Source organism: Sporosarcina gallistercoris, from assembly GCF_050459885.1.
Lineage (GTDB): Bacteria > Bacillota > Bacilli > Bacillales_A > Planococcaceae > Sporosarcina > Sporosarcina gallistercoris_A.
In genome coordinates this window covers 17,389-38,509 of sequence record NZ_JBCMNO010000005.1, presented here as the reverse complement: position 1 = coordinate 38,509, position 21,121 = coordinate 17,389, and the positions used below count along the sequence as shown (strand labels likewise).

At 43.6% G+C, this 21,121-nt stretch carries 22 protein-coding genes; 1 reads left to right on the top strand and 21 read right to left on the bottom strand.

All coding sequences use genetic code 11. From position 1 onward, the window contains the following. Window positions 1–12: 12 nt before the first annotated feature. From ABE021_RS02065 to ABE021_RS02015, 11 genes are all read right to left on the bottom strand, one after another. Window positions 13–1,212: a hypothetical protein gene (locus tag ABE021_RS02065; RefSeq protein ID WP_430286507.1), complete on the bottom strand. Its 1,200-nt coding sequence runs from the start codon at window positions 1,210–1,212 to the stop codon at window positions 13–15. After that, window positions 1,190–1,738 (bottom strand): sigma-70 family RNA polymerase sigma factor, encoded by a 549-nt coding sequence (locus ABE021_RS02060; protein WP_430286506.1) that lies wholly within the window; start codon window positions 1,736–1,738, stop codon window positions 1,190–1,192. The genes ABE021_RS02065 and ABE021_RS02060 overlap by 23 nt, the downstream gene beginning before the upstream one ends. Before the next feature lie 59 nt (window positions 1,739–1,797). Beyond that, window positions 1,798–3,561: an ATP-binding protein gene (locus tag ABE021_RS02055; RefSeq protein ID WP_430286505.1), complete on the bottom strand. Its 1,764-nt coding sequence runs from the start codon at window positions 3,559–3,561 to the stop codon at window positions 1,798–1,800. Then, on the bottom strand, window positions 3,558–4,277 hold the full coding sequence (locus tag ABE021_RS02050; protein ID WP_430286504.1) for a response regulator transcription factor: 720 nt from the start codon (window positions 4,275–4,277) through the stop codon (window positions 3,558–3,560). The genes ABE021_RS02055 and ABE021_RS02050 overlap by 4 nt, the downstream gene beginning before the upstream one ends. 178 nt (window positions 4,278–4,455) lie before the next feature. Further along, on the bottom strand, window positions 4,456–5,640 hold the full coding sequence (gene ccsB / locus ABE021_RS02045) for a c-type cytochrome biogenesis protein CcsB (protein WP_430286503.1): 1,185 nt from the start codon (window positions 5,638–5,640) through the stop codon (window positions 4,456–4,458). After that, a complete protein-coding gene (gene resB / locus ABE021_RS02040; RefSeq protein WP_430286502.1) occupies window positions 5,640–7,295 on the bottom strand; it encodes a cytochrome c biogenesis protein ResB in 1,656 nt (551 codons plus the stop codon). The genes ccsB and resB overlap by 1 nt, the downstream gene beginning before the upstream one ends. Before the next feature lie 15 nt (window positions 7,296–7,310). Then, complete coding sequence (gene resA, locus ABE021_RS02035) at window positions 7,311–7,838, bottom strand: thiol-disulfide oxidoreductase ResA (RefSeq protein ID WP_430286955.1); 528 nt, start codon at window positions 7,836–7,838, stop codon at window positions 7,311–7,313. Between the two features lie 126 nt (window positions 7,839–7,964). Next, window positions 7,965–8,696: a pseudouridine synthase gene (locus tag ABE021_RS02030; RefSeq protein WP_430286501.1), complete on the bottom strand. Its 732-nt coding sequence runs from the start codon at window positions 8,694–8,696 to the stop codon at window positions 7,965–7,967. A 210-nt stretch (window positions 8,697–8,906) separates the two neighbouring features. Then, window positions 8,907–9,899 (bottom strand): serine hydrolase, encoded by a 993-nt coding sequence (locus ABE021_RS02025; RefSeq protein ID WP_430286954.1) that lies wholly within the window; start codon window positions 9,897–9,899, stop codon window positions 8,907–8,909. Between the two features lie 5 nt (window positions 9,900–9,904). After that, window positions 9,905–10,513, bottom strand: a complete 609-nt coding sequence (gene scpB, locus ABE021_RS02020) for an SMC-Scp complex subunit ScpB (protein ID WP_430286500.1) — start codon at window positions 10,511–10,513, stop codon at window positions 9,905–9,907. After that, a complete protein-coding gene (locus ABE021_RS02015) occupies window positions 10,506–11,267 on the bottom strand; it encodes a segregation/condensation protein A (RefSeq protein ID WP_430286499.1) in 762 nt (253 codons plus the stop codon). Before ABE021_RS02015 ends, scpB begins: the two co-directional genes overlap by 8 nt. Window positions 11,268–11,319: 52 nt before the next feature. Here ABE021_RS02015 and ABE021_RS02010 point away from each other — a divergent pair, with 52 nt between their 5' ends. Beyond that, a complete protein-coding gene (locus tag ABE021_RS02010; RefSeq protein WP_430286498.1) occupies window positions 11,320–11,832 on the top strand; it encodes a DUF309 domain-containing protein in 513 nt (170 codons plus the stop codon). Here the strand turns inward: ABE021_RS02010 and ABE021_RS02005 are convergent. From ABE021_RS02005 to ABE021_RS01960, 10 genes are all read right to left on the bottom strand, one after another. Then, window positions 11,829–12,197, bottom strand: coding sequence for a GNAT family N-acetyltransferase (locus tag ABE021_RS02005; RefSeq protein WP_430286497.1), 369 nt, complete (start codon window positions 12,195–12,197; stop codon window positions 11,829–11,831). The genes ABE021_RS02010 and ABE021_RS02005 overlap by 4 nt on opposite strands. A gap of 177 nt (window positions 12,198–12,374) precedes the next feature. Further along, window positions 12,375–13,700 carry a diaminopimelate decarboxylase gene (lysA, locus tag ABE021_RS02000; RefSeq protein ID WP_430286496.1) on the bottom strand — a complete coding sequence of 442 codons (1,326 nt, stop codon included), beginning with the start codon at window positions 13,698–13,700 and terminating at the stop codon, window positions 12,375–12,377. A 111-nt stretch (window positions 13,701–13,811) separates the two neighbouring features. Further along, entirely contained in the window at window positions 13,812–15,260 is a 1,449-nt protein-coding gene (locus ABE021_RS01995; protein WP_430286495.1) for a spore germination protein, read from the bottom strand. After that, window positions 15,261–16,052, bottom strand: a complete 792-nt coding sequence (locus tag ABE021_RS01990) for a SigF/SigG family RNA polymerase sporulation sigma factor (protein WP_430286494.1) — start codon at window positions 16,050–16,052, stop codon at window positions 15,261–15,263. It lies immediately after the preceding gene. Window positions 16,053–16,055: 3 nt separating this feature from the next. Next, the gene (spoIIAB, locus tag ABE021_RS01985; RefSeq protein WP_430286493.1) at window positions 16,056–16,502 is read right to left on the bottom strand and encodes an anti-sigma F factor; all 447 of its coding nucleotides are present in this window, start codon (window positions 16,500–16,502) and stop codon (window positions 16,056–16,058) included. Further along, window positions 16,492–16,845, bottom strand: coding sequence for an anti-sigma factor antagonist (locus ABE021_RS01980; RefSeq protein ID WP_430286492.1), 354 nt, complete (start codon window positions 16,843–16,845; stop codon window positions 16,492–16,494). Before ABE021_RS01980 ends, spoIIAB begins: the two co-directional genes overlap by 11 nt. A 234-nt stretch (window positions 16,846–17,079) precedes the next feature. After that, on the bottom strand, window positions 17,080–18,381 hold the full coding sequence (locus tag ABE021_RS01975; protein WP_430286491.1) for a pyrimidine-nucleoside phosphorylase: 1,302 nt from the start codon (window positions 18,379–18,381) through the stop codon (window positions 17,080–17,082). Window positions 18,382–18,386: 5 nt separating this feature from the next. Next, a complete protein-coding gene (deoB, locus tag ABE021_RS01970) occupies window positions 18,387–19,586 on the bottom strand; it encodes a phosphopentomutase (protein ID WP_430286490.1) in 1,200 nt (399 codons plus the stop codon). A gap of 26 nt (window positions 19,587–19,612) precedes the next feature. Then, the gene (gene xerD / locus ABE021_RS01965; RefSeq protein WP_430286489.1) at window positions 19,613–20,509 is read right to left on the bottom strand and encodes a site-specific tyrosine recombinase XerD; all 897 of its coding nucleotides are present in this window, start codon (window positions 20,507–20,509) and stop codon (window positions 19,613–19,615) included. A 104-nt stretch (window positions 20,510–20,613) separates the two neighbouring features. After that, window positions 20,614–21,072, bottom strand: a complete 459-nt coding sequence (locus ABE021_RS01960) for a Fur family transcriptional regulator (RefSeq protein WP_430286488.1) — start codon at window positions 21,070–21,072, stop codon at window positions 20,614–20,616. Between the last annotated feature and the right edge of the window lie 49 nt (window positions 21,073–21,121).

The following is a 21,121-nucleotide window of genomic DNA, read 5'->3' as shown; positions in this document are numbered from 1 at the left end:
AGACTGTCAGTATTACTCGTTATATTGTACGGGATTCGCACCAAGTGCAGTCGGCAGGGGCTTCCTGAAATCCCAGCCATTCCATTCCAACGGTTCAACATTGGAAAGTTTCAACTGGACATCAAAACTAGCTGCCGTTAACGTAAGAGCATCTATCAGTCGACTTGCTTCTTCCAAATCCATGGTATCAAAACGAACACGCTCACTGAATTCAACTTCTGCCACTCCATACTTTTCCGTCACTGTGAAATCCAACTCTTCAGGAATCGCGGCTGCAAATAGATCGTTTGGTGCGATTTGCATGACTTTAAGCGCCTCTTCAAAAGAAGCAGCTTGCTGCATAAAATTCGGCGACAGGTACTCTTGACCGTTTTTCTGTCGATAGACGTAATATGGCGTATGCGCCTGGACTCCTTGCATCCGTAACGGCTCAAGTTGACCGACTTGGTCAAACTCTGCCGGATTCCCGGATCCATCTAGTATATGAATTTCACGGTAAGATGGGAACGTTTGCATGAGGGATTGAAGAAACAGTTCCTGCGCAGAGCTTGACTGATCATAAGCATGGGTGTCATTCAGAACGACGTTCAGCTGATCACCCTTTTCTGTATAGGTTGCATCCATTGGTTGAAATGGTTCAAAACCTAACGCTTGCTCATCCACCAATCCGATGAACGCCTTGTAAAGTTCAAGTTCTGTTGAAGATTCGGTTAGCCCCTCGGCCTCGATTTGTTCCCTAGTCAAAAGAATCGAAATTGGAAGAGCAACTGCCTGACCGCCCTGCACCCCCATATGCACTATTCGTCCCCCTTGCAGATCAGCAGGATAAACTGCATATTGAGAAGTATTTCCTTTAAAAGCGGAAGGTTCTGCGGTAGCATCCCTTGAAAAATTCTCCGTTTCTTTTTCTTCTCTTGCAGTTGCAGGTACTCCCCTAGACTCTTGTATGGTGGCCTCATCTGCACTGTGTGTCCCATTATCCATTGAGTTCATAAAGGAAGGTATCAGCACCGCAACTAGTAATACCGCTGCTGCCGCGACTAGGAGAGGCGCTATTTTTCCTCGCTTGCGTAACGGCTTTAAAGGGGTGGTGAGTAGTCGCTCATCGTTCCCCAGACGCTTCATAACTTCTTCCTTAGAACGGGTATCCTTTATTTTCGGCATAGAGTGCAGGAGCTTTTCCAAATCATCATCTTCTTGTTTGTGATCCATTCGGCTCCCCCCTCTCTAATTCCGCCAAAGTTTTTGTCCTTAAGATTTTCAGTGCTCGATGTTGTGTAGTTTTCACTTTCCCGTGAGACCACCCTAACACTTCTGCAGTATCTGCAATCGACAAGTCATTGAAATAGCGCATAATGATGACAAGACGCTGATCCAGTGTACACAAATCCAGTTTTTCAAGAACTGAACGCATTACTTCATTTTCAAGGGTTTGCTGTTCAGGCGTCTTGTCAATCGCTTTCAAGTCATCTTTGTCCCAGTCGAAAAATGTTGCATCATATTTGCTGCGAACTTTCTTTTTCCGGAAATGATCAATCGATACATTTTTAGCAATGGCGAACAACCATGTTTTTTCGCTGCTCCGTCCCTCGAACGCGGAATAGGCACGAATCGCTTTCACGTATACTTCATGAGACAAGTCTTCTGCAAGTTGACGATCTTTCGTCAAGTATGTCAAGAAGTTGAATACATCATGATGATACGCATCATATAAATGATGGAATACGGAGTCGTCCACAATCATCCTCCTCGTTCAAATAAGTTGACGGCTAAAACACCGTTAAGTTACACGGCCATTTATTCAAGAGGCAACACACAAGTGAAGATTGTGCCTTCCTTATTCCCCCTTTTAGCACTAATACTCCCGCCATGGGACTCTGCAATATTTTTAGCAATTGCAAGTCCGAGTCCAGTTCCGCTTTTCCCACGCGTCCGAGCCTTGTCCGCTTTATAGAACCGCTCAAAAACAAAAGGTAAATCCTCTTCAGGTATCCCACTTCCCGTATCTATGACAGAGATGGCAACCGATTTAGGATATTTCTCAACAGAAAGTTTCACACGCCCTCCGTCAGGTGTATGACGAATCGCATTGTCGATTAAGTTGGTGAAGACTTGTTCAATCCGGTCTTCATCTGCTTGTAGATGAAGTGTTTCAGATCCATTCGCTTCCACTTCAAGATTGACGTTTGCATCCTTCGCAACTTGAGCGAATTTGTTACGCATCCGCTCTAAAAATGAAACAACTGCCATCTCCGATTTATACAAACGCATATGTCCCGATTCCATGCGTGCAAGATCTAGCAAATCTGTCACCAATCGCCCCATCCGCTGTGACTCATCATGAATGATTTTCACCATTTCATGATTTTCCTCAGCCGTCTCAGGAACACCATCCAGTATGGCCTCACTATACCCCTGAAGCATGGAGATGGGCGTTCGTAACTCGTGCGACACATTTGCGATGAAGTCCGAGCGTAATTTGTCAAGCTGATGTTGTTCTGTCATATCACGAAGAACAGCTACTGCCCCACGTATGCTATTCTTACTGTACAAGGGACTGATTTTTACGACGAAAAACCGTTTTCCGAGCTCTAGTTCAGCATCCACTTCCTCTGCAAACATGACAGCATGTTCTAGCATGTGAATAATTTCCGGAGGCAGCAGCTCTTTTGACTCCTGGTTAATAAATGACCATTTTTGCAACACTTTCTCCGCTTGAGGATTACTGAGCAGGATTGTATTATCCCGATTGAAGGTAATGACAGCGTCTGTCATGGAGGTCAAAATACTCGATAATTGCTCTTTGTCCTGCTTAATGAGTTCCACGTTATATTTCAACTGGCGGCCCATTTGGTTAAATGCAGTTGAGAGTTGACCAATTTCATCATTTTGCTTAACAGGAATCCTAGCATCAAAATTACCTTTCGATAACTCAAAGGCAGCTTCTTTCATCTGGCGCAAAGGTCGGGTTATGCGTGTCGAAAGGAAGAATGCGAAAAATGTTGTCAAAATGAATGCAATAAAAGCAGAAAGCAAGACGATGTGTGTTGTCCATTTTGTCGTGTCATGGATTGCTTCGAAACTCTGGTACAACACCACATAACCGTCCCCCTTATTCGGCAAAGGAGTGGAGGATACTATATAGCGTTCAGAAACTTCTTTTCCAGAGAGGGAAGGAAGAATCATTTGTTTTGAGGAATTCCCTTCCTTACGTTCACTAAATAATTGTTCACTTAGAATCTTCTCTTCAATCGATTGAACATTTGTCACACCATCATGGAATGAGTAAGCGACTTGCCCGTCTTTACCGACAACCATGGCTTGAGTGCCATTGTTCAGTATATCGTTGACGACGAGTTTCATAGCAGATTCGTTTTCGTGATCGATGATAATATTCCCGACAGTTTTCGCCTCACGTGCAAGGGTTTCTTCGGCTTGACGGGTATGGAAATTATCAAAGAATTCCAATAAAAGCGCTGTGACAATAAACAGGACAAATGAAACGAGAAGCAATATGGTTGCCCATAGCTTCCCGACGATTGAATTCCATATTCTATTCATTCAGAGGGCACCTCAAACTTATAGCCGACTCCCCAAACCGTCACAATCATTTTAGCAGCCCGTTCAGAAACTCTGTTCAATTTCTCTCTTAAGCGCTTTACATGTGTGTCCACTGTTCTAAGGTCACCAAAAAACTCGTAATGCCATACTTCCTTCAATAATTGTTCACGGTCAAATACTTTGTCCGGAGCTTTTGCGAGGAAATATAACAGTTCATACTCTTTTGGTGTCAAGCTGACTTCTTTCCCTTCAGCTGTGACCCGATGTGCATCGTGATCGATTGTTAGTTGCGGGAATACGACTAGATCCTTGGTGTTTGCCGTGCTTGGTGCTCCGTTAAATGATCCTGTACGCCGCAATAGGGCTTTCACACGCAGAACCACTTCACGAGGACTGAAAGGTTTGACGATGTAATCATCGGCACCCGTTTCAAAGCCGGAGACTCTATCCGATTCTTCCCCTTTTGCAGTCAATAGGATGACTGGAGTTTGGTTTTCAGCTATTCTCAGTTCTTCCAATACTTCCATTCCGTTTTTTTCAGGCATCATGACATCAAGTAAGATACAGTCATAATGATTTGCTTCGATTTTCTCAAGCGCTTCCGCCCCATTAAACGCTTCGTCCATTTCATAGCCCTCTCGAGAGAGATACATGGTCAGAAGTCGTCTTATTCGGTCTTCGTCGTCCACGACGAGCAATTTTACGTTTTCATCCATTGACGATTGCTCCTTTCAAAACTACTTCTTTCATTGTACTTGTCCGGCGCGAAAAAAGAAACTAGTATACCTATTTGTCGCAATCCCCTCATATCCCGAGCACATAATTATAGAAACAGAATGATATATCATGATGTAACGAAAAAACTGTACAGCGGATTAGGCTGCACAGTTTCCATTATGCGTATGAGTGTAGACCGGCGATAATCAAGTTGACGGCTACGAGATTGAACATGATGATAACGAATCCAGCGACAGCAAGCCATGCCGATTTCTTACCTTCCCAACCTTGTGATAGACGAAGGTGCAAGAATGCTGCATAGAACAGCCAGGTGATAAGAGCCCATACTTCTTTTGGATCCCAGCCCCATAATCTCGACCACGCTTCGTGCGCCCAAATCATAGCAAAGATGAGTGCTCCAAGTGTAAAGACAGGAAAACCGATTAGCACAGATCGATATCCAATTTCATCCATCAATTGTGAATTCGCCTTCTTAGCAAACGGCTGCAAGAGCGCAGCAATCGGTCGTCGGAAGATAAGCCTGATCAGTATATAGAGGACAATCCCCGAGAATAACGACCATACGAAAGTAGTAAGTGTTTTCGCATTCACGATCGCAGGTGTTTCAACCCACGGCTTCATCGTTCCAGTGGTCACTTGCTCGTAGTCATTCATACCAAATAACGGCGGCATATTATACGTGATTTCTGAAGGCTTTCCGTTTTTGTCCACGTACGTGAAGTCCGCTTCATACCCAGCAATGCTGAACGCTGAAGAAGATAACACGAATCCGAGAACTAGAACGACAGTGAACATAACCGCTTCCAGCCAAAATCTCTCCTTGGATTTCCTTGTTAGATCGACGTTCTTAACAAGATAGATCAGTCCCGCTACCGCACTGATCGCAAGAATGGATTCACCAAGAGCGGCAGTGATCACGTGCACTGTTAACCAATAACTCTTAAGAGCCGGAATCAGCGGTGTGATTTCTCTAGGGAACATACTCGCATATGCAATGATGACAATCGCTATCGGAAGCGCAAACAATCCGAGCGAAGGTGTTTTATAGATGAAGAAAATGAGAATGAATGATCCGACAAGCATCATACTGAACGCCGTCGTAAATTCAAACATATTACTGACAGGAGCATGGCCAGATGCAATCCAGCGAGTAATGAAATATCCGAGTTGTGTAACAAAACCAATGATGGTCACAACAATCCCGATTTTCCCCCACATGCTATCTTTGTAAGTTTTTTCGGTTTTAGAGCCCTTGACTGCTCCTCCGAAAAAGAAGGTGCCGACTAGGTAGGCAACAAATGATACTAGCAGTAAATTTGCACTCAATGCAGCGTAATCCATTATTTTGTCTCTCCTTCCGTCGTATCAGTGACAGCTTCTTTGTCCTGCTTATCGGTATACTCCGGAAGTGCAGCTACTTCTTTCACTTTGTCCAAATCCTTTTTAAGTGTATACCAGTTTTTGTTAGTGTGGGCTGCGATAAGCATTTCAGAACCGGTTCCTTTTTGGATCCAAATCCTTCTATGCTGCCAGTACGATCCTTGGATCACACCGATCATAAAGATGATTCCGCCTAACAAAAGAATATAAAGCGTCTTATCTTTACGGATGGTGAGACCTGAGGCATCTCTGGTTTCCGCAGCTTTGAACTTAACTTCATAGTCATTCGGTTCTACTTCTAAAGTTTGCCGGATAGCTACAAAACTCTTCTCGCCCTCTGGATGTTCAGGTGTCTTCATATTGAATATGAAGGCAGGATTATTAGGGATGGGTGATTTCGAGGATGGTTGTCCATCTACAATACCATCATAATCCGCATAGTATTCCATGAGTTCAATTGAAGCTCCCTTACCAAGATCGTAATTCTTAGCAGGCTCGTTCAAGTCAATTGTGAATTCACCTAAAGATTTTTCTGTCTTTTTATTCACCAATGTGAACGACATTGTTTTCAATTCACCCGTTTTGTAATCCATCTGAAAAATGCTATATCCATCGAACTTCAATGGTTTGTTGACAATGATCGGATATTCTTTTATGAACTCCACATCCGAAGAACCCGGTAAAGAACCTTCTTTTTCTTTATAGAGTTTGACGTCTGATTTAAACTCGCTTACTATGGCGCCATTTTTATCAAGTGCTTCACCGAATACTTCGTCTGCCTCTTCTTTTGAATACGTTTCAACAGAGAAGTCGACATTTTCAAGTAAATATCCAGGAGCGCCTGGAATTTCCCGCGTCTCCCCTTCACGGATCCACATCGTTTCGTCCACGTAAAATCCTGGAATGCCGCGCATGAGCACACCTAATAAAAATATGATGAGTCCTGTATGATTGACGTATGGACCCCAACGACCGAACCTGTTCTTCTCGGCAAGGATCGCACCATCTTCAACTTTAACCTTGTAGTGTAAATCCTTTAACGCTTTCTCGGCATTTTCAAGCGATTTATCGGAATCCGTAATTTCACTTTCCCCATAAATCCTCTGACGCTTCATAAACGACGGATGACGTTTTGTACGTTGTTTTTTGAGTGACTTGTAAAGTGGAATCACTCGGTCTAAACTGGCAATTATAATTGATGTCCCCAGCATGCCGATTAAGATTTTAAACCACCAGCTGTTGTACATATCATAAAAACCAAGTTGGTAATACAGTTTACCGACGGTACCATAAAGACGTTCATAGTACTCCAAATACTCGGATGGATCATTTCCATTAACAGGGACGTAAAATTTTTGAGGGAAAATCGTACCGATTGCAGAAGTTGACAAAACTGCAATAATGATACTGACTCCGATTTTTACGCTTGAAAAGAAGTTCCAGATTTTATCGATAATAGATTTTTTATAGGTTTGCGAACGTCTAGCAGATCCTTCATAACGCATGTCGACCATTTTACTATTTTGCGCTTCGTCTGTAAGCGGTCGGCCGCACTTTTCGCAAAGGACGGTTCCGAAAGGATTTTCGTGACCGCACTGGCATTTGATTTTGCTCATTGGGTACCATACTCCTTATTCGGGTTGAATGCTCTCCATTAGAGACACAATTTCAGCTTCGCTCATCTCACGCGTAACAATTTGTTTGATAACGCCATTTTTATCAATCAGCATAGTAGTCGGAAGCGGAACGACATTGTAACTATTCCGGCTTACACTTTTATTTTTGTCGATCAAAACAGGGAATGTAAGCCCGTATTGGTCAATAAACGTATTCACCTTAAATTCCGATTCCCCGATATTCACTGAAAGAACTTGTACCCCTTTTTTCGTGAACTCTTTGGAATGCTTTTCAATATATGGCATTTCTTTTTTACAAGGAGGGCACCATGTACCCCAGAAATTCAAGAACACACCTTGTCCTTCATAGTCAGAGAGCTTCACACTCTCGCCGTTCATATCCCGCAGTTCAAAGTTCGGTGCCTTATCCCCGACTGCAAGCACTTTCATCTCTTTTTTTGAAGTAAGTGCAAAGATAATAGCCGCCGATAATACGAGTAAGATCGCTCCTCTAATGATCAAGCGTTTTTTCTTTTTGTCCATCTTAGCCACTTCACTCCCCCCTGACGTTGGTAATTCGAATCATACCTAGCATCCTTCATTATAACAAAGATGTGTTTTTTTATCGGCTTCGTTCGTGAGGGCTTTGTGAAACATTTGTGTCACAAATTAGCCGATTTTGCCAGTTTCCGCTAGAACACGAAGTTGTTTCACTTCATGGGTAGTCAACTCGCGTGCTTCACCCGCGTTTAAACCTACCGTAGTAAGGTGGGCAAATGATTCCCTTCGTAATTTCACTACTGGACACCCAATGGCATCGAACATACGGCGCACTTGACGGTTTTTCCCCTCTGAAATCGTAATTTCAATAAGAGCGGTTTGGGCTTTTTTATCCATTGTTCGCATTTTCACATGCGCGGGAGCAGTTAAACCATCTTCCAATACAATTCCATGTTCAAGCTTCTTAAGTGCTTCACGAGTTGGGATGCCTTTCACTTTTGCAATGTACTGCTTCTTTATCCCGAACTTCGGATGGGTCATTGTATAAGAAAAGTCTCCATCATTTGTCATGATGATGACACCTGACGTGTCATAATCCAAACGGCCAACGGGGAAAATCCGCTCCTCAACGCCTGGAAGTAGGTCCAACACCGTTTTTCGTCCCTTTTCATCGTGTACAGTCGAAATATAGCCCCTTGGTTTATAAAGCAGGTAGTAGACGAAATTCTCTTTTACAACTTGGATTCCTTCAACTTCCACTCTGTCTGCATTTGATACTTTTGTTCCAAGTTCAGTTACCACGGAACCGTTCACTTTTACTTTGCCTTCCAAGATTAACCCCTCGGCTTTTCTCCGGGATGCAACACCAGCTCTTGCTAATACTTTTTGTAGTCTTTCCATTTCCGTCACCTCATTCTTCAGTCTCAAAAATTATGTCATATTTTAATACAAATGAAAAGAAGACCGCCTAAAATGACCATAAGCTAAGGAATTCTTGCTCTATTCACGGCATTGCCTACCTTTTTCAAAAAAGAAAAAAACAGAGGCTTTGAGTAGTCCTCTGCTGCAAAAGCTATCAACGTACTCCGTCATCTTTTTCGGACAAAGAGTTCACTCACGTTTAAGTTCAACTTCCGAAGTCACTACTTGCTCTTGATCCAGTGAGACTATCCATTCGCCAAATGATGATTGCGCTTCACTTCGCGGAATCCGCATGACTGAACTAACTCTACTCTTCTCTTCCTGATTGAGCAACACCTTTATTGGTTTCTTTAGATGCGCTGTGATACCAGGCAGTACCGCATAGTCCCCTTTTTTTGCGATTGTTACAATTGAATACTCGTTAAAAACTTTAGAAGACAAGGATTTATGGACATTCCAGTCATTTCCGTTATTCAATGTCACGACAATCACTTTCTTGCCGTTCTTCTCAAAGTAGGTGGCTAATGTCCTGCCTGCCGCTTTCGTAAAACCAGTCTTACCCGCAACAGCATCCGTGTCAGATGTAATCAGTCGATGTTTGTTTTCCCATACTCCTGCTTGTTTCCCTTTCCGGGAGTATTGTTCTGTAGATGCTATCTTTTTGAATTCCTTATTTTTCATACCATAGTAGAGCATCATCGCAGTATCATAAGCGGATGATAAGTGTTGTTCATCATGTAGACCTGAAGGATTGGTAAAATGCGTATCCTTAAGTCCGTAAAGGTCTGCTTGTTCGTTCATCAATTGAACAAACCCTTCTTCGGATCCCCCTGCATGCTCAGCAAGTGCCATGGCGGCATCATTTCCAGATCGCATCATGAGACCATGGAGCAGCTCGTCTGTTGATATCTTACTCCCAGGTTCCAGATAGATGGAAGATCCTTCTGCAGATGCGGCCCGAGAAGAAATGATGGTTTGTTCTTGAGCTGTTCCAGATTCAAGAAACGTCAGTGCCGTCCAAATTTTTGTTAAGCTCGCAATCGGCAATCGATCATGCGGATTGGCGCCATCCAATATTCTTCCGTTGTCTGCATCGATGACCACCCACGATGAATTGGCGGCAAAAGCTGTTGGAATGGACATGAGTACCATCGAAACAGTTAGTATCAGTATACTAAGCACTCTTTTCAAACACTGTTTCCTCCTTCTTCTTCTTGTGCTTCTAATATGTCCTGAAACTTCGTTAAAAATAAGTCTGTGTCTTCATCTTCTTCTGTATCTTGAAGTAGAGGCGGTAAGTCTGCCAATGAATTCAGACCGAAACGATCTAAGAAATACGATGTCGTGGCATATAGAATGGGTCTACCACTCGCTTCCAAACGCCCTTTTTCCATGATGAATCCTTTAGAAGCAAGCGTCTGGATGGCTCTTTCGGATTTCACACCACGGACATCATCCACTTCTATTCTAGTCACCGGCTGTTTGTAAGCTATTATTGCTAATACTTCAAGAGCTGCCTGCGTCATCATTTTTGAAGGTGGATTTTCAAACAACCGTTTGATATCTTCTGCATAATCCGCTTTTGTGACAAGCTGGAACACGCCGCCATACTGACGCAATGTAATTCCGCTTGCAGGCCGCTCTTCGTAGCCTTTGAGCAACTGTTCCAGAGCATCTGTAACTTCACCCTCGGTGGATACAGTCAATGCAGCAAGTTGTTTTAACGTCAGTCCCTCTTCGCCTGAAACGAAAAGAAAACTTTCTATAGTAGCTGCAAGCGTGTTATTTTCATTCATACGATTGTTCCTCCATTTGCATCCGAATCTTTAGCCTGTCAAAGTTCCCATGTTGCTCAACAACGATATCAAGTCGTTTCATCAGTTCAAGAATTGACAGGAATGTGATGATTAATCCACTAATATCTCCTTCTTCAAACAACTCTTCAAAATCACAAGTACCTCCCTTACGTTCTACATGACTCATGATTTCATCCATCTTATCGCCGACAGAAATTTCGTTATTTGTTATACTTGCAGACATAGGCGCTTTCAGCCTCCTGCGTTGCAGCATGCGTTGGAAAGCACCTAACAGATCGAATACATTGAGTTCATCACCCGGATCTGCCGGTATGACGCCTCCATACGCTTCTAATTCGGAAGGTGGTTTTGTGAAGTGAACAGCACGTTCATCGGCAGATTCTTTCAGTTGAACTGCTGCTTCTTTATACTTTTTGTATTCTAGAATTCGTGCAATCAGTTCTTCACGGGGGTCTTCTTCCATGTCGTACTCTTGCCCTTCTTCATCGAATACATCGCCTTCATGTACAGGAAGCAGCATTTTGCTCTTGATTTCTATCAAGGTGGCGGCAAGAACCAAATATTCACTGAGCTCATCGAGTTCGAGTACACGCATTGCATGTAAGTGTTCTATGTATTGGTTTGTCAGCTGCGCCATTGGAATGTCATAAATATCAATTTCCAATCGGTTAATTAAGTGCAGCAATAGATCGAGTGGACCTTCGAATGCTTCTAGTTTTACATTATAAGACATTTTTTCACCTTTTCTGCTCACAGCAGATGGACTAATGGAAAGGAGTGATTGTATGCATCCTTATTTTCATCCGCTCTTCGTGGAGTTTCTCGTGTATTTTAATGACAATCAAGATTATTTCGAGGGGCATGAAGTGTTAGAAGACTATTGGAAGTCGATTCCGGGATATTCAAAATCTCATCCACTAACCGCTTATATACTATTGTCTACAGGGATGTATCATTGGAGACGTGGTAATCTGGATGGAGCTTCCCGAACGATCAGCAAAGCACTTCAGCGATTCACCTCTCTTTCGCCCATATACGATGAATATAAAGAAATGGTTGATTTTGATCAACTTATTCAAGACATCGCTTATGCAAAGCAAGAACTATCATCTGGACATTCTTTTGATGCGATGGAAATCACAATCCAATCTCAGCGACTGATTGATTTAGTGCAGACAACCAAGCAGAGCCTGACCTTACTCACAGCAGGAAGCGATGACGTTATTCATAAACATATGCGACGTGACAGAAGTGATATTCTAAAACTTCGCAACGAAAAGAAGAAGAGCGGACGTTAGCGTTCCGCTCTTGTTTCTTCCAGAACACATTTACTGACGAATGCATCCGTATATTCATTCCCATAGGGAGTTTTGTCCGGGAATTCCTCTTGCAGTTTCGCAACCATCTCTTTCCCGATGCCTTCCCCTCTAAAAGAGGGGTTTATGGAAAGATGCTGGACGACAAACGAATGATCTGCGACTTCAGCACCGACCATTCCAATGAGATCTTCTTGTTCTTTCACTAAATACATTTCCCAGTTGTCATCTGTCTCATAGCGTGTCATCGTCTCTTGTAATTGTTTGACAGGCTGATCACCGGAGCTGTATGAAAGAAATCCCATTGCTATTTTATGATACGCTTTCTTGTAACGAACAAGTTTCATGGGTATCCCTTCACTTTCAATAATACTGTCTGCTCGATTTTACAGGACTGTCCATCATTTATCAACTTGAGCCTTATCGGGGATCGATAATCGGTACGACTAAGTACCAGTAGACAGCTCCCCATACTAATGTCATGATGACAATTCCTGTAAACAGGAGTAAATTTCGCTTTCTCATTATGATTCTTTCCTCACCTTCTGTTGCAAGGAGAGGTCTAATCGAGTGATATCTTCATACGTCTCTCGACGAATGACGAGCTGATGCTGTCCCTCTTCTGCAAATATGACCGCTGGCCTAGGAAGCCTGTTATAATTTCCCGCCATTGAATACGTATACGCTCCAGTGCAAAACATAGCAAGGATATCGCCTTCAGATACATCTGCAAGTTTAGCGTCGACAATTAGTTTGTCACCGGACTCACAGCATTTCCCCGCTATCGTAACTGTCTTATCATGAGGACTTGTCATCCTATTCGCCACAGCCGCTGTATAATTTGCATCATATAGGGCCGGACGGATATTGTCAGACATCCCACCATCCACTGCAATGTATGTGCGTACCCCTGGAACTTCCTTTTCACTTCCAGCTGTGTAAAGGGTTGTTCCTGCATCCCCTACTAGTGAACGGCCAGGCTCTATCCAGATTTCCGGCAGAGGATAGGCCCACCTCTCAGAAAGTCCAAGAACAACTTCCGCCATTTTTTCTACATATTGAGAAGGTTCAAGCGGCTGATCTTCTTCCGTATAGCGGATACCAAATCCTCCACCCAAGTTCAAGACAGCACAAACAAACGAGTGAGTTTCCTTCCATGCTTGCATCTTTTCCATCAGTACGTGTGCAGCGTGGGTGAATGCATCCGTCTCAAAAATTTGAGACCCTATATGACAATGGAGGCCTAATAATTGTAAATACGGCGCGTCATAAGCGAGCTCAAATGCTTGGTCCGCCTGACCGTTTTTCAAGTCGAATCCGAATTTGGAATCTTCCTGGCCCGTTGTAATGAACTCATGTGTGTGAGCTTCAACACCTGGCGTAACTCTAAGCAAGATATTCATTTTCTGTTTTCGTGTAGATGCGATTTCTTTAACCATGGACAACTCTAAAAAGTTATCGACTACAATACAGCCTATTTTTTCATCAAACGCAAAGTTCAATTCTGTATAGCTTTTGTTATTGCCATGAAAGTGAATTCGTTCTCTAGGGAAATCGGCTTTTGCGGCAGTGAACAATTCTCCGCCTGAAACAACATCCAATGATAACCCTTCTTCAGCTGCTAATTCATAAATGGCTATCGATGAAAACGCTTTGCTCGCATAGGCTACTTGTGCCCGGATTCCCATTTTTTTGAACGTTTCTTGAAATCCTGCAGCCCGCTTCCGGAATAACGCTGTATCGTAGACAACGAGCGGTGTGCCATACACATGCGCAAGGTCAATGGTGTCTGATCCACCTATGACTAAATGCCCTTTGCCGTTCACTTCTTGAGTTCCGTATAAGTCCATCGGGTACGCCTCCACTCCAATATTTGCGATTAATCTCCCCTTACAGGTTTTCAATATAAAAGGAATAGTCTATGGACAAATTTATCACAACTTATTGGGACAGGCAATTGTTTACGGCATTCTATTCCGGCTAGGTGAGTGGGTGATAAAAGGTCTTGGTGTGTCTTTAGTCATTGGTTGGCGCAAGATGACACGAAGCATCGCTTTCGGGAAAAATGGCAGCGCCGGCCATAGGTACGGAACATTCAGCGGTTTCATCGAGCTCAAGTAATAGAACAATACGGCAAGCATGATGAAAAAGCCTGGCGCGCCGGCTACAGCAACCGCAATGAGTAAGGCGATCCTGAATATTTTTGTCGTGATGCTCAATTCATAAGAGGGGATTGAAAATGTGAGAATGGCACTGACTGAGACATATAGGACAACTTCTGGAGTAAACAGTCCTACATCAATCGCTACTTGTCCGATGACAATTGCTGCAACCAGTCCCATGGCGGTTGTCATGGGAGTCGGTGTATGGATGGCCGCCATTCTTAGCACTTCTATACCTAAGTCGGCCAGCAACAACTGGACGAACAACGGAACAGCTCCTGGATCATTTGGACCAATGTAATGCAAAAATTGTGGTATGTGCTCCGTCCTTGTTGCCAATAAATACCAAAACGGCAGTAATAGAAGGCTGGATATTGCGCCGATCATACGAATCATCCGGACAAATGTACCAATGAAGGGAGCTTGCCGATACTCTTCCGCATGTTGCATATGGTCAAATATGGTGGTAGGCACGAGGATAGCAGATGGAGAAGTATCGACTACAAGAGCAATATGCCCTTCCAACAGATGGGCTGCGCAAATGTCAGGTCGTTCCGTATATCGTACAAACGGCATCGGATTAAATTTCTGCTTGAAAAGAAACTCTTCTAAAGACTTATCCGTCATCGTTAAGCCGTCCGTTTCAATTTCATCCATTCTTTTTCGGATTCCATCCAATATATCTTCATTGGCCGCTCCTTTGATGTAGGAAATGGCCACATCTGTTTTTCCGACTGCAGAGACTTTATGCATTTCAAATCGAAGTTCCGGTGTCCGTAATCTTCTTCTGATCAACGTTGTGTTTTGAAGAATATTTTCCGTAAAACCGTCCCGCGATCCACGGATCACTTTTTCATTATCCGGCTCTTCCGGCTGTCTCCCTGGATAGCTTCTAATATCGATAAGAAAAGTGAAGCCATCATCGGTCACAAACCCTGCAAGTCCGCTCAATATCGATGTTAGGAATTCATCGCGACTTTTCGCCTGTTCTACGGCGTGATATGGAAAGTAAGAGAGCAGCTTCTCACCTGAATGGTGAGAAGCTTCATCCCCCCTGTCTGCATTTTGCATTTCAGTAAGTAACGTCGTGATCGTCTGACCATCGACTAGTCCATTGATATATAGAAGAAGTACTGGCATTTCCCATATGTGAATTTCCCGTAAAGTGGCATCGAACGTTTCTCCCGTGCCAAACTTATCGACAAACCACGCTTCTGCTTCCGTCTTAGATGTAAATAATGGGTTCATTTACCGATCAGCCCTCGCTTTATCTAACGTTTCTTCTACACTTGCACCCATCCATGTCTTCAGCTGGGCTAGTATTTTCTTTTCTAATCGTGATACCTGGACTTGAGATATTCCAATTCGTTCTGCAATGTCACTTTGGGTACAATCTAAATAGTAACGCATATAAATAATTGTCTGATCTCTTTTGTTTAATTTTGAAACAACATCACGAAGTGGAATATGATCAAACAGCCTCGTGGAGCGGTCGTCTTTGAGCTGGTCCATCAGTGTCAGGCTATCGCCGTCACTGTCATATAACTGCTCGTGTAACGATGCTGGATCGCGTAAGGCATCCGATGCCAGAATGATTTCATCAATCGTTACTTCAAGTGTTTCAGCAAGCTCGGATATTGAAGGGGATGTCCCATGCTCTTTAACATAACTGTCAGTGGCATGTCTGATTTTAAAACTAAGTTCACGAATCGAACGGCTCACTTTCACCATTCCGTCATCTCGAAGGAACCTTTGTATTTCTCCTACAATCATCGGCACTGCGTATGTCGAGAACTTCACCTCGTAGGATAGATCGAATTTATCAATCGATTTCATGAGACCGATACAGCCGATTTGAAACAGATCCTCCAAGTCTGCACCACGCGAAGCGAACCGCTGGACAATGGACCAGACGAGGCGTGTATTCCCTTCCACCATACGCCTGCGTGATTCCTTATCGCCTGCTTGGGACTGTTGAATCAGCATGCGCATTTCCTCTTGGGACAGAAGTGCTCCGTTTTTTTCAACAGACATTTCCATAGGTCACCTCATTCTGCTTTTTTCCGTGACCGGAGAAAATGTTTTTTCAAACCGTACAACAGTCCCTTGCCCAATGGCGGATTCAACCGACAAATTGTCAGCAAAACTTTCCATGATTGTAAAACCCATTCCGGATCTTTCCAGCAACGGTTTCGTTGTAAACATCGGTTCCATCGCCTGGTCGACATCGAAAATCCCATTTCCTTCATCCGTTACGGTCATTGTCACTTTGCTGTCTTCAATTCTCGCATGAATCGTTACTTCCCTTTTCCCATCACAGTCATAACCATGAATAATTGCATTTGTCACAGCTTCAGACACTATCGTTTTAAATTCGGATAACTCTTCAATCGTCGGATCTAATGGTGTTATGAAACACGTCATCGTCATTCTAGCCAATGCCTCGTTCTCTTCAATTGCGACAAATGACAATGTCATTTCATTGTTCATGTAAAACCCCTCCGATTTCACCTATAGCTTTTTCTACGGTGCAATGCCTCACCACTTCGCCAAGACCTGAGAATTGAAAAATTTTCTCCATCGTGCCAGAGGGATTCAAAATAAGTGTCTCCCCATTTTGCGGAGAAAGATCTCTCATTCTTCCTAAAATCAAACCTATACCCGAACTATCCATGAATCCAAGATGCGTCAAATCCCATATAATCCCATGCACTTTACCACTAAAGATTTCCGATGAAATTTGTGTCCGGATGCGATTGGCTTCATGATTCCCCAATTCTCCGCGCAACGTCACAACAATGATGCCATTTTTTGTAATTGCTATATCTGTCATCGTTAATCCCTCCTTCTCGCCAACTATTCAACGGAAGGAATGCGGAACCCTTCTTCGTGACAAAACTAGTCAAAACTAGTGTTCACGTTACATGAACCGACAACAGAACATACAGACAGCATGTCCAAAAATGACAGTCTCTAGACGATGATTCTATTTTCGACGTCAAAAAAGCACCGATCACGTAAATCGTGATCGGTGCTTTTTTCGTGGATGACTTTACTTGTTCTTTTTTCACTCCATGACTTTATGAATAAGTTGAGGACGTACAGCAGCGTGTTGAGAAATGTGAATATGCTGCAGCAGCAAATTTTCAGTTAGTAAGACGTCATCTGTATTCGAGTGAATGACAGCAATCGTCTCCCCTGTATTAACCGCATCCCCGATCTTTTTCTTGAGGACAATACCTACCGCCAAGTCAATGTCGTCTTCTTTCGTCGCTCTGCCAGCTCCCAGAAGCATTGCTGCAACTCCGATTTCATCCGCTTCCATCTTTGTTACAAAACCAGTCGAGGTCGACTTCACTTCAAATTGATGTGCAGCTTTCGGCAATAAGTCCGGGTTTTTCACAATTTCAGGATTCCCTCCCTGTGCTTCAAGGAACTTAGCGAACAGTTCGAGTGCAGAACCATCTTGAATAACCTGATTCAACTGATTGCGGGCATCTTGTGTATCTTTTGCTTTTTCACCGGCAATCAACATCTTACTTCCGAGAACAAGACACAGCTCTGTTAAATCTTCCGGTCCATTCCCATTTAACGTATCAATCGCTTCTTTCACTTCCAGTGCATTTCCGATTGCATATCCAAGCGGCTGGCTCATATCTGAAATGACGGCCATCGTATTCCGCCCGACTTCCCTGCCGATTGCTACCATTGATCGCGCAAGTGCCTCTGCATCTTCAGTAGTCTTCATGAACGCCCCATCACCGGTTTTCACATCCAACACAATTGCATCTGCACCCGCTGCAATCTTTTTACTCATAATGGAGCTTGCAATGAGCGGGATGCTGTCTACAGTTGCTGTAACATCGCGGAGTGCATATAGCTTTTTATCGGCAGGCGTTAAATTACCGCTTTGTCCAATAACCGCTAACTTTAAGTCGTTCACTTGTTTAACAAACTGCTCTTCCGTAATTTCAACATGGAAGCCTTCGATTGCTTCCAACTTATCGAGCGTACCACCTGTATGCCCAAGTCCACGCCCGCTCATTTTAGCAACAGGAACCCCACACGCAGCTACCAGTGGTGCCAAAATGAGCGTCGTTGTATCTCCGACGCCTCCTGTTGAGTGTTTGTCGACTTTAACACCTTCAATTGCCGATAAATCGATAGTGTCGCCTGAGTGGACCATCGCCATCGTCAAGTAGCCTTGCTCTTCTGCATCCATATCCGAAAAGTAGGTAGCCATAAGGAAAGCGCTCGCTTGGTAATCGGCGATAGAGCCTTCCGTGTAACCATTAACGAAAAATCGGATTTCTTCCTCAGACAATTTCTGACCATCTCTTTTTTTCTGAATCACATCAACCATTCTCATTAGGATCACCTTACCTTTTCAATTAGTGAAGGTAAAAAACTCTCTCCGAAATTTGGCGCTTCGGCTTCGAAATTCTCCGCAATAGTTGCTCCGATATCCGCAAACGTCTTGCGTAGCGGAAGTGTTCCGCCACTGTTAAAACGCGGGGAGTACACGAGTAATGGGACAAATTCCCGGGTGTGATCTGTTCCTTCATGGATTGGATCGTTCCCATGATCAGCAGTGATGACTAACAAATCATCCGGTTTCAAGCGGCTCATTATTTCAGGCATCCGCGCATCAAATTCTTGTAGCGCCAGACCGTAGCCCAGTGGATCACGACGGTGTCCAAATAGCGCATCGAAGTCCACTAGATTTGTAAAACTCAATCCTTCAAAATCCGTATCCATTTCAATTAGAAGCTTATCGACACCATCCATATTGCTCTTTGTACGAACCGCTTTAGTTACACCTTCATTATTGAATATGTCCGAAATTTTACCTACAGCAACCACATCTTTTCCAATGTCTTGTAATGCATTCATGACTGTAGGCGAAAACGGTTTAAGCGCGTAATCATGACGATTCGATGTGCGTGCAAAGCTTCCTGGTTCTCCGACAAATGGACGCGCAATGATACGACCAACTAGAAACTCCGGCTGAAGTGTCAGTTCACGCGCAATTTCACAAATACGATATTGCTCTTCAATTGGAATAATGTCTTCATGCGCAGCAATTTGTAGGACCGGATCCGCTGAGGTGTAAACAATGAGCGCACCTGTTTCCATATGTTCTTTTCCATACTCTTCTATGACAGCTGTTCCACTTGCCGGTTCGTTGCAAATCACTTTGCGGCCTGTCCGCTTTTCCAACTCTTCAATTAGTTCAGCAGGAAATCCGTTGGGATATACTTTAAATGGTTTGTCAATATTCAGGCCCATCATTTCCCAGTGTCCTGTCATTGTATCTTTACCGACAGAGGCTTCCTGCATTTTACCGTACAGCCCTATCGGAGCCTGTTCTTCAGGAATTCCTTGTATCTTTTTAATATTGGACAAGCCCATACGAGCCAAATTCGGCATATGCAGGCCATTCTCCATATGTTCGCCGATATGACCGAGCGTGTCAGCACCCTCATCCCCAAACAAATGCGCGTCCGGTGATTCTCCAATTCCGACAGAATCTAATACGATTAAATGAATTCTTTTAAATGGTTGTGTAGTCATTTGAATTACCTCCTATAATAAAATCTTTATGCTCTTGGATGAAACTGACTGTATACATCCTTCAGTCGCGTTCGGCTGACATGTGTGTATATTTGGGTCGTTGAAATATCAGCATGCCCGAGCATTTCCTGTACAGCCCTGAGATCAGCACCGTTTTCAACAAGATGTGTGGCAAACGAATGACGCAGCATATGAGGAGTCAACTTTTGAGTCAGCCCCGAATTTTCAGAGACGTCTTGTAAAAGACTCCAAATACTTTGACGCGTCAGCCGGCCTCCTCTGGCATTTAAGAAGAGCGCATCTTTCCCTGCACCTGAACAAACAAACTCCGGTCGCACATGTTCAATGTAACGTGTACACGCTTTCACGGCAGTATTCCCTAAAGGGATAATCCGTTCTTTACTTCCTTTACCGAAAACGCGGACAAATCCCATTGTTAAATTAACGTCTTCCACATTCATCCCTATTAGTTCACTTACCCTCATTCCTGTTCCGTATAACAGTTCAAGGATGGCAGTATCCCGGATAGTCTGCGGGGTCGCTGTGCCAACTGAATTGATTAGCTGATCAATGGCTGATACGGAAAGAACACGGGGCAATTTCTTTTCCAGCTTAGGCAGCTCCAGGTGTACCGTGGGATCTGTGTCTGAAACTTTGTCCCTTAGCATAAATTGATGAAAGGAACGGATCGATGAGATATGTCTTGAGATGGTTCTGGAGGATTTCCCTTGCTCTTTCAACTGGTGTAAGTATGCTGTAATCTGTTGGTGGTCAACTGTATCTGTTGGTGCTAACGTCGACGATAGCCAATTCGTATATGCAGTTAAGTCCCGTTTGTAAGAAGAAATGGTATTGTCCGCCAGCTGCCGTTCAACTTTTAGAAAGTGTAAATAATCTTGAAGAGCGAATTTTAAGTCTCTCACATGTTTCGGATGCCTGATGACACAGGGTTATCCTGCAGACACAGACTCCTTCCCTCCTTGTTCAACTCAAACGCTAAAAGAGGACAGCATGTTGCCGTCCTCTCTCACTTTCCCTTTGCATCCCCCTCGGATTTACAACGTTTGCAAATCCCGTGGAAGGTGAGCCAATGATCTTTTACTGTAAATCCAAAACGTTTCTCAACGACTTTCTCTACTTCACCGAGGAGATCTTCTTGAATTTCATCGACTGCTCCGCATTCAATACATATTAGATGATGGTGGAATCTCGCAGCTCCTTCTTTACGCAGATCGTAGCGCGCAACGCCATCTCCAAAATTAATTTTGTTTACGACTTTCAATTCAGTTAACAATTCTAGTGTTCTGTAAACAGTAGCTAGACCAATTTCAGGGGCTTTTTCCTTTACGAGCAGAAACACATCTTCTGCACTTAAATGGTCTGCTTCGTTTTCCAAAAGCACCATGACTGTAGCTTCCCGTTGAGGCGTCAATTTATAGCTGGCCCCATGTAATTGTTTTTTTATGCGTTCGATTCGGCTTTCCATAGGACGCCCCCCTCAAGAATGATTCTATTATAGCAAACCGTCATTCGTT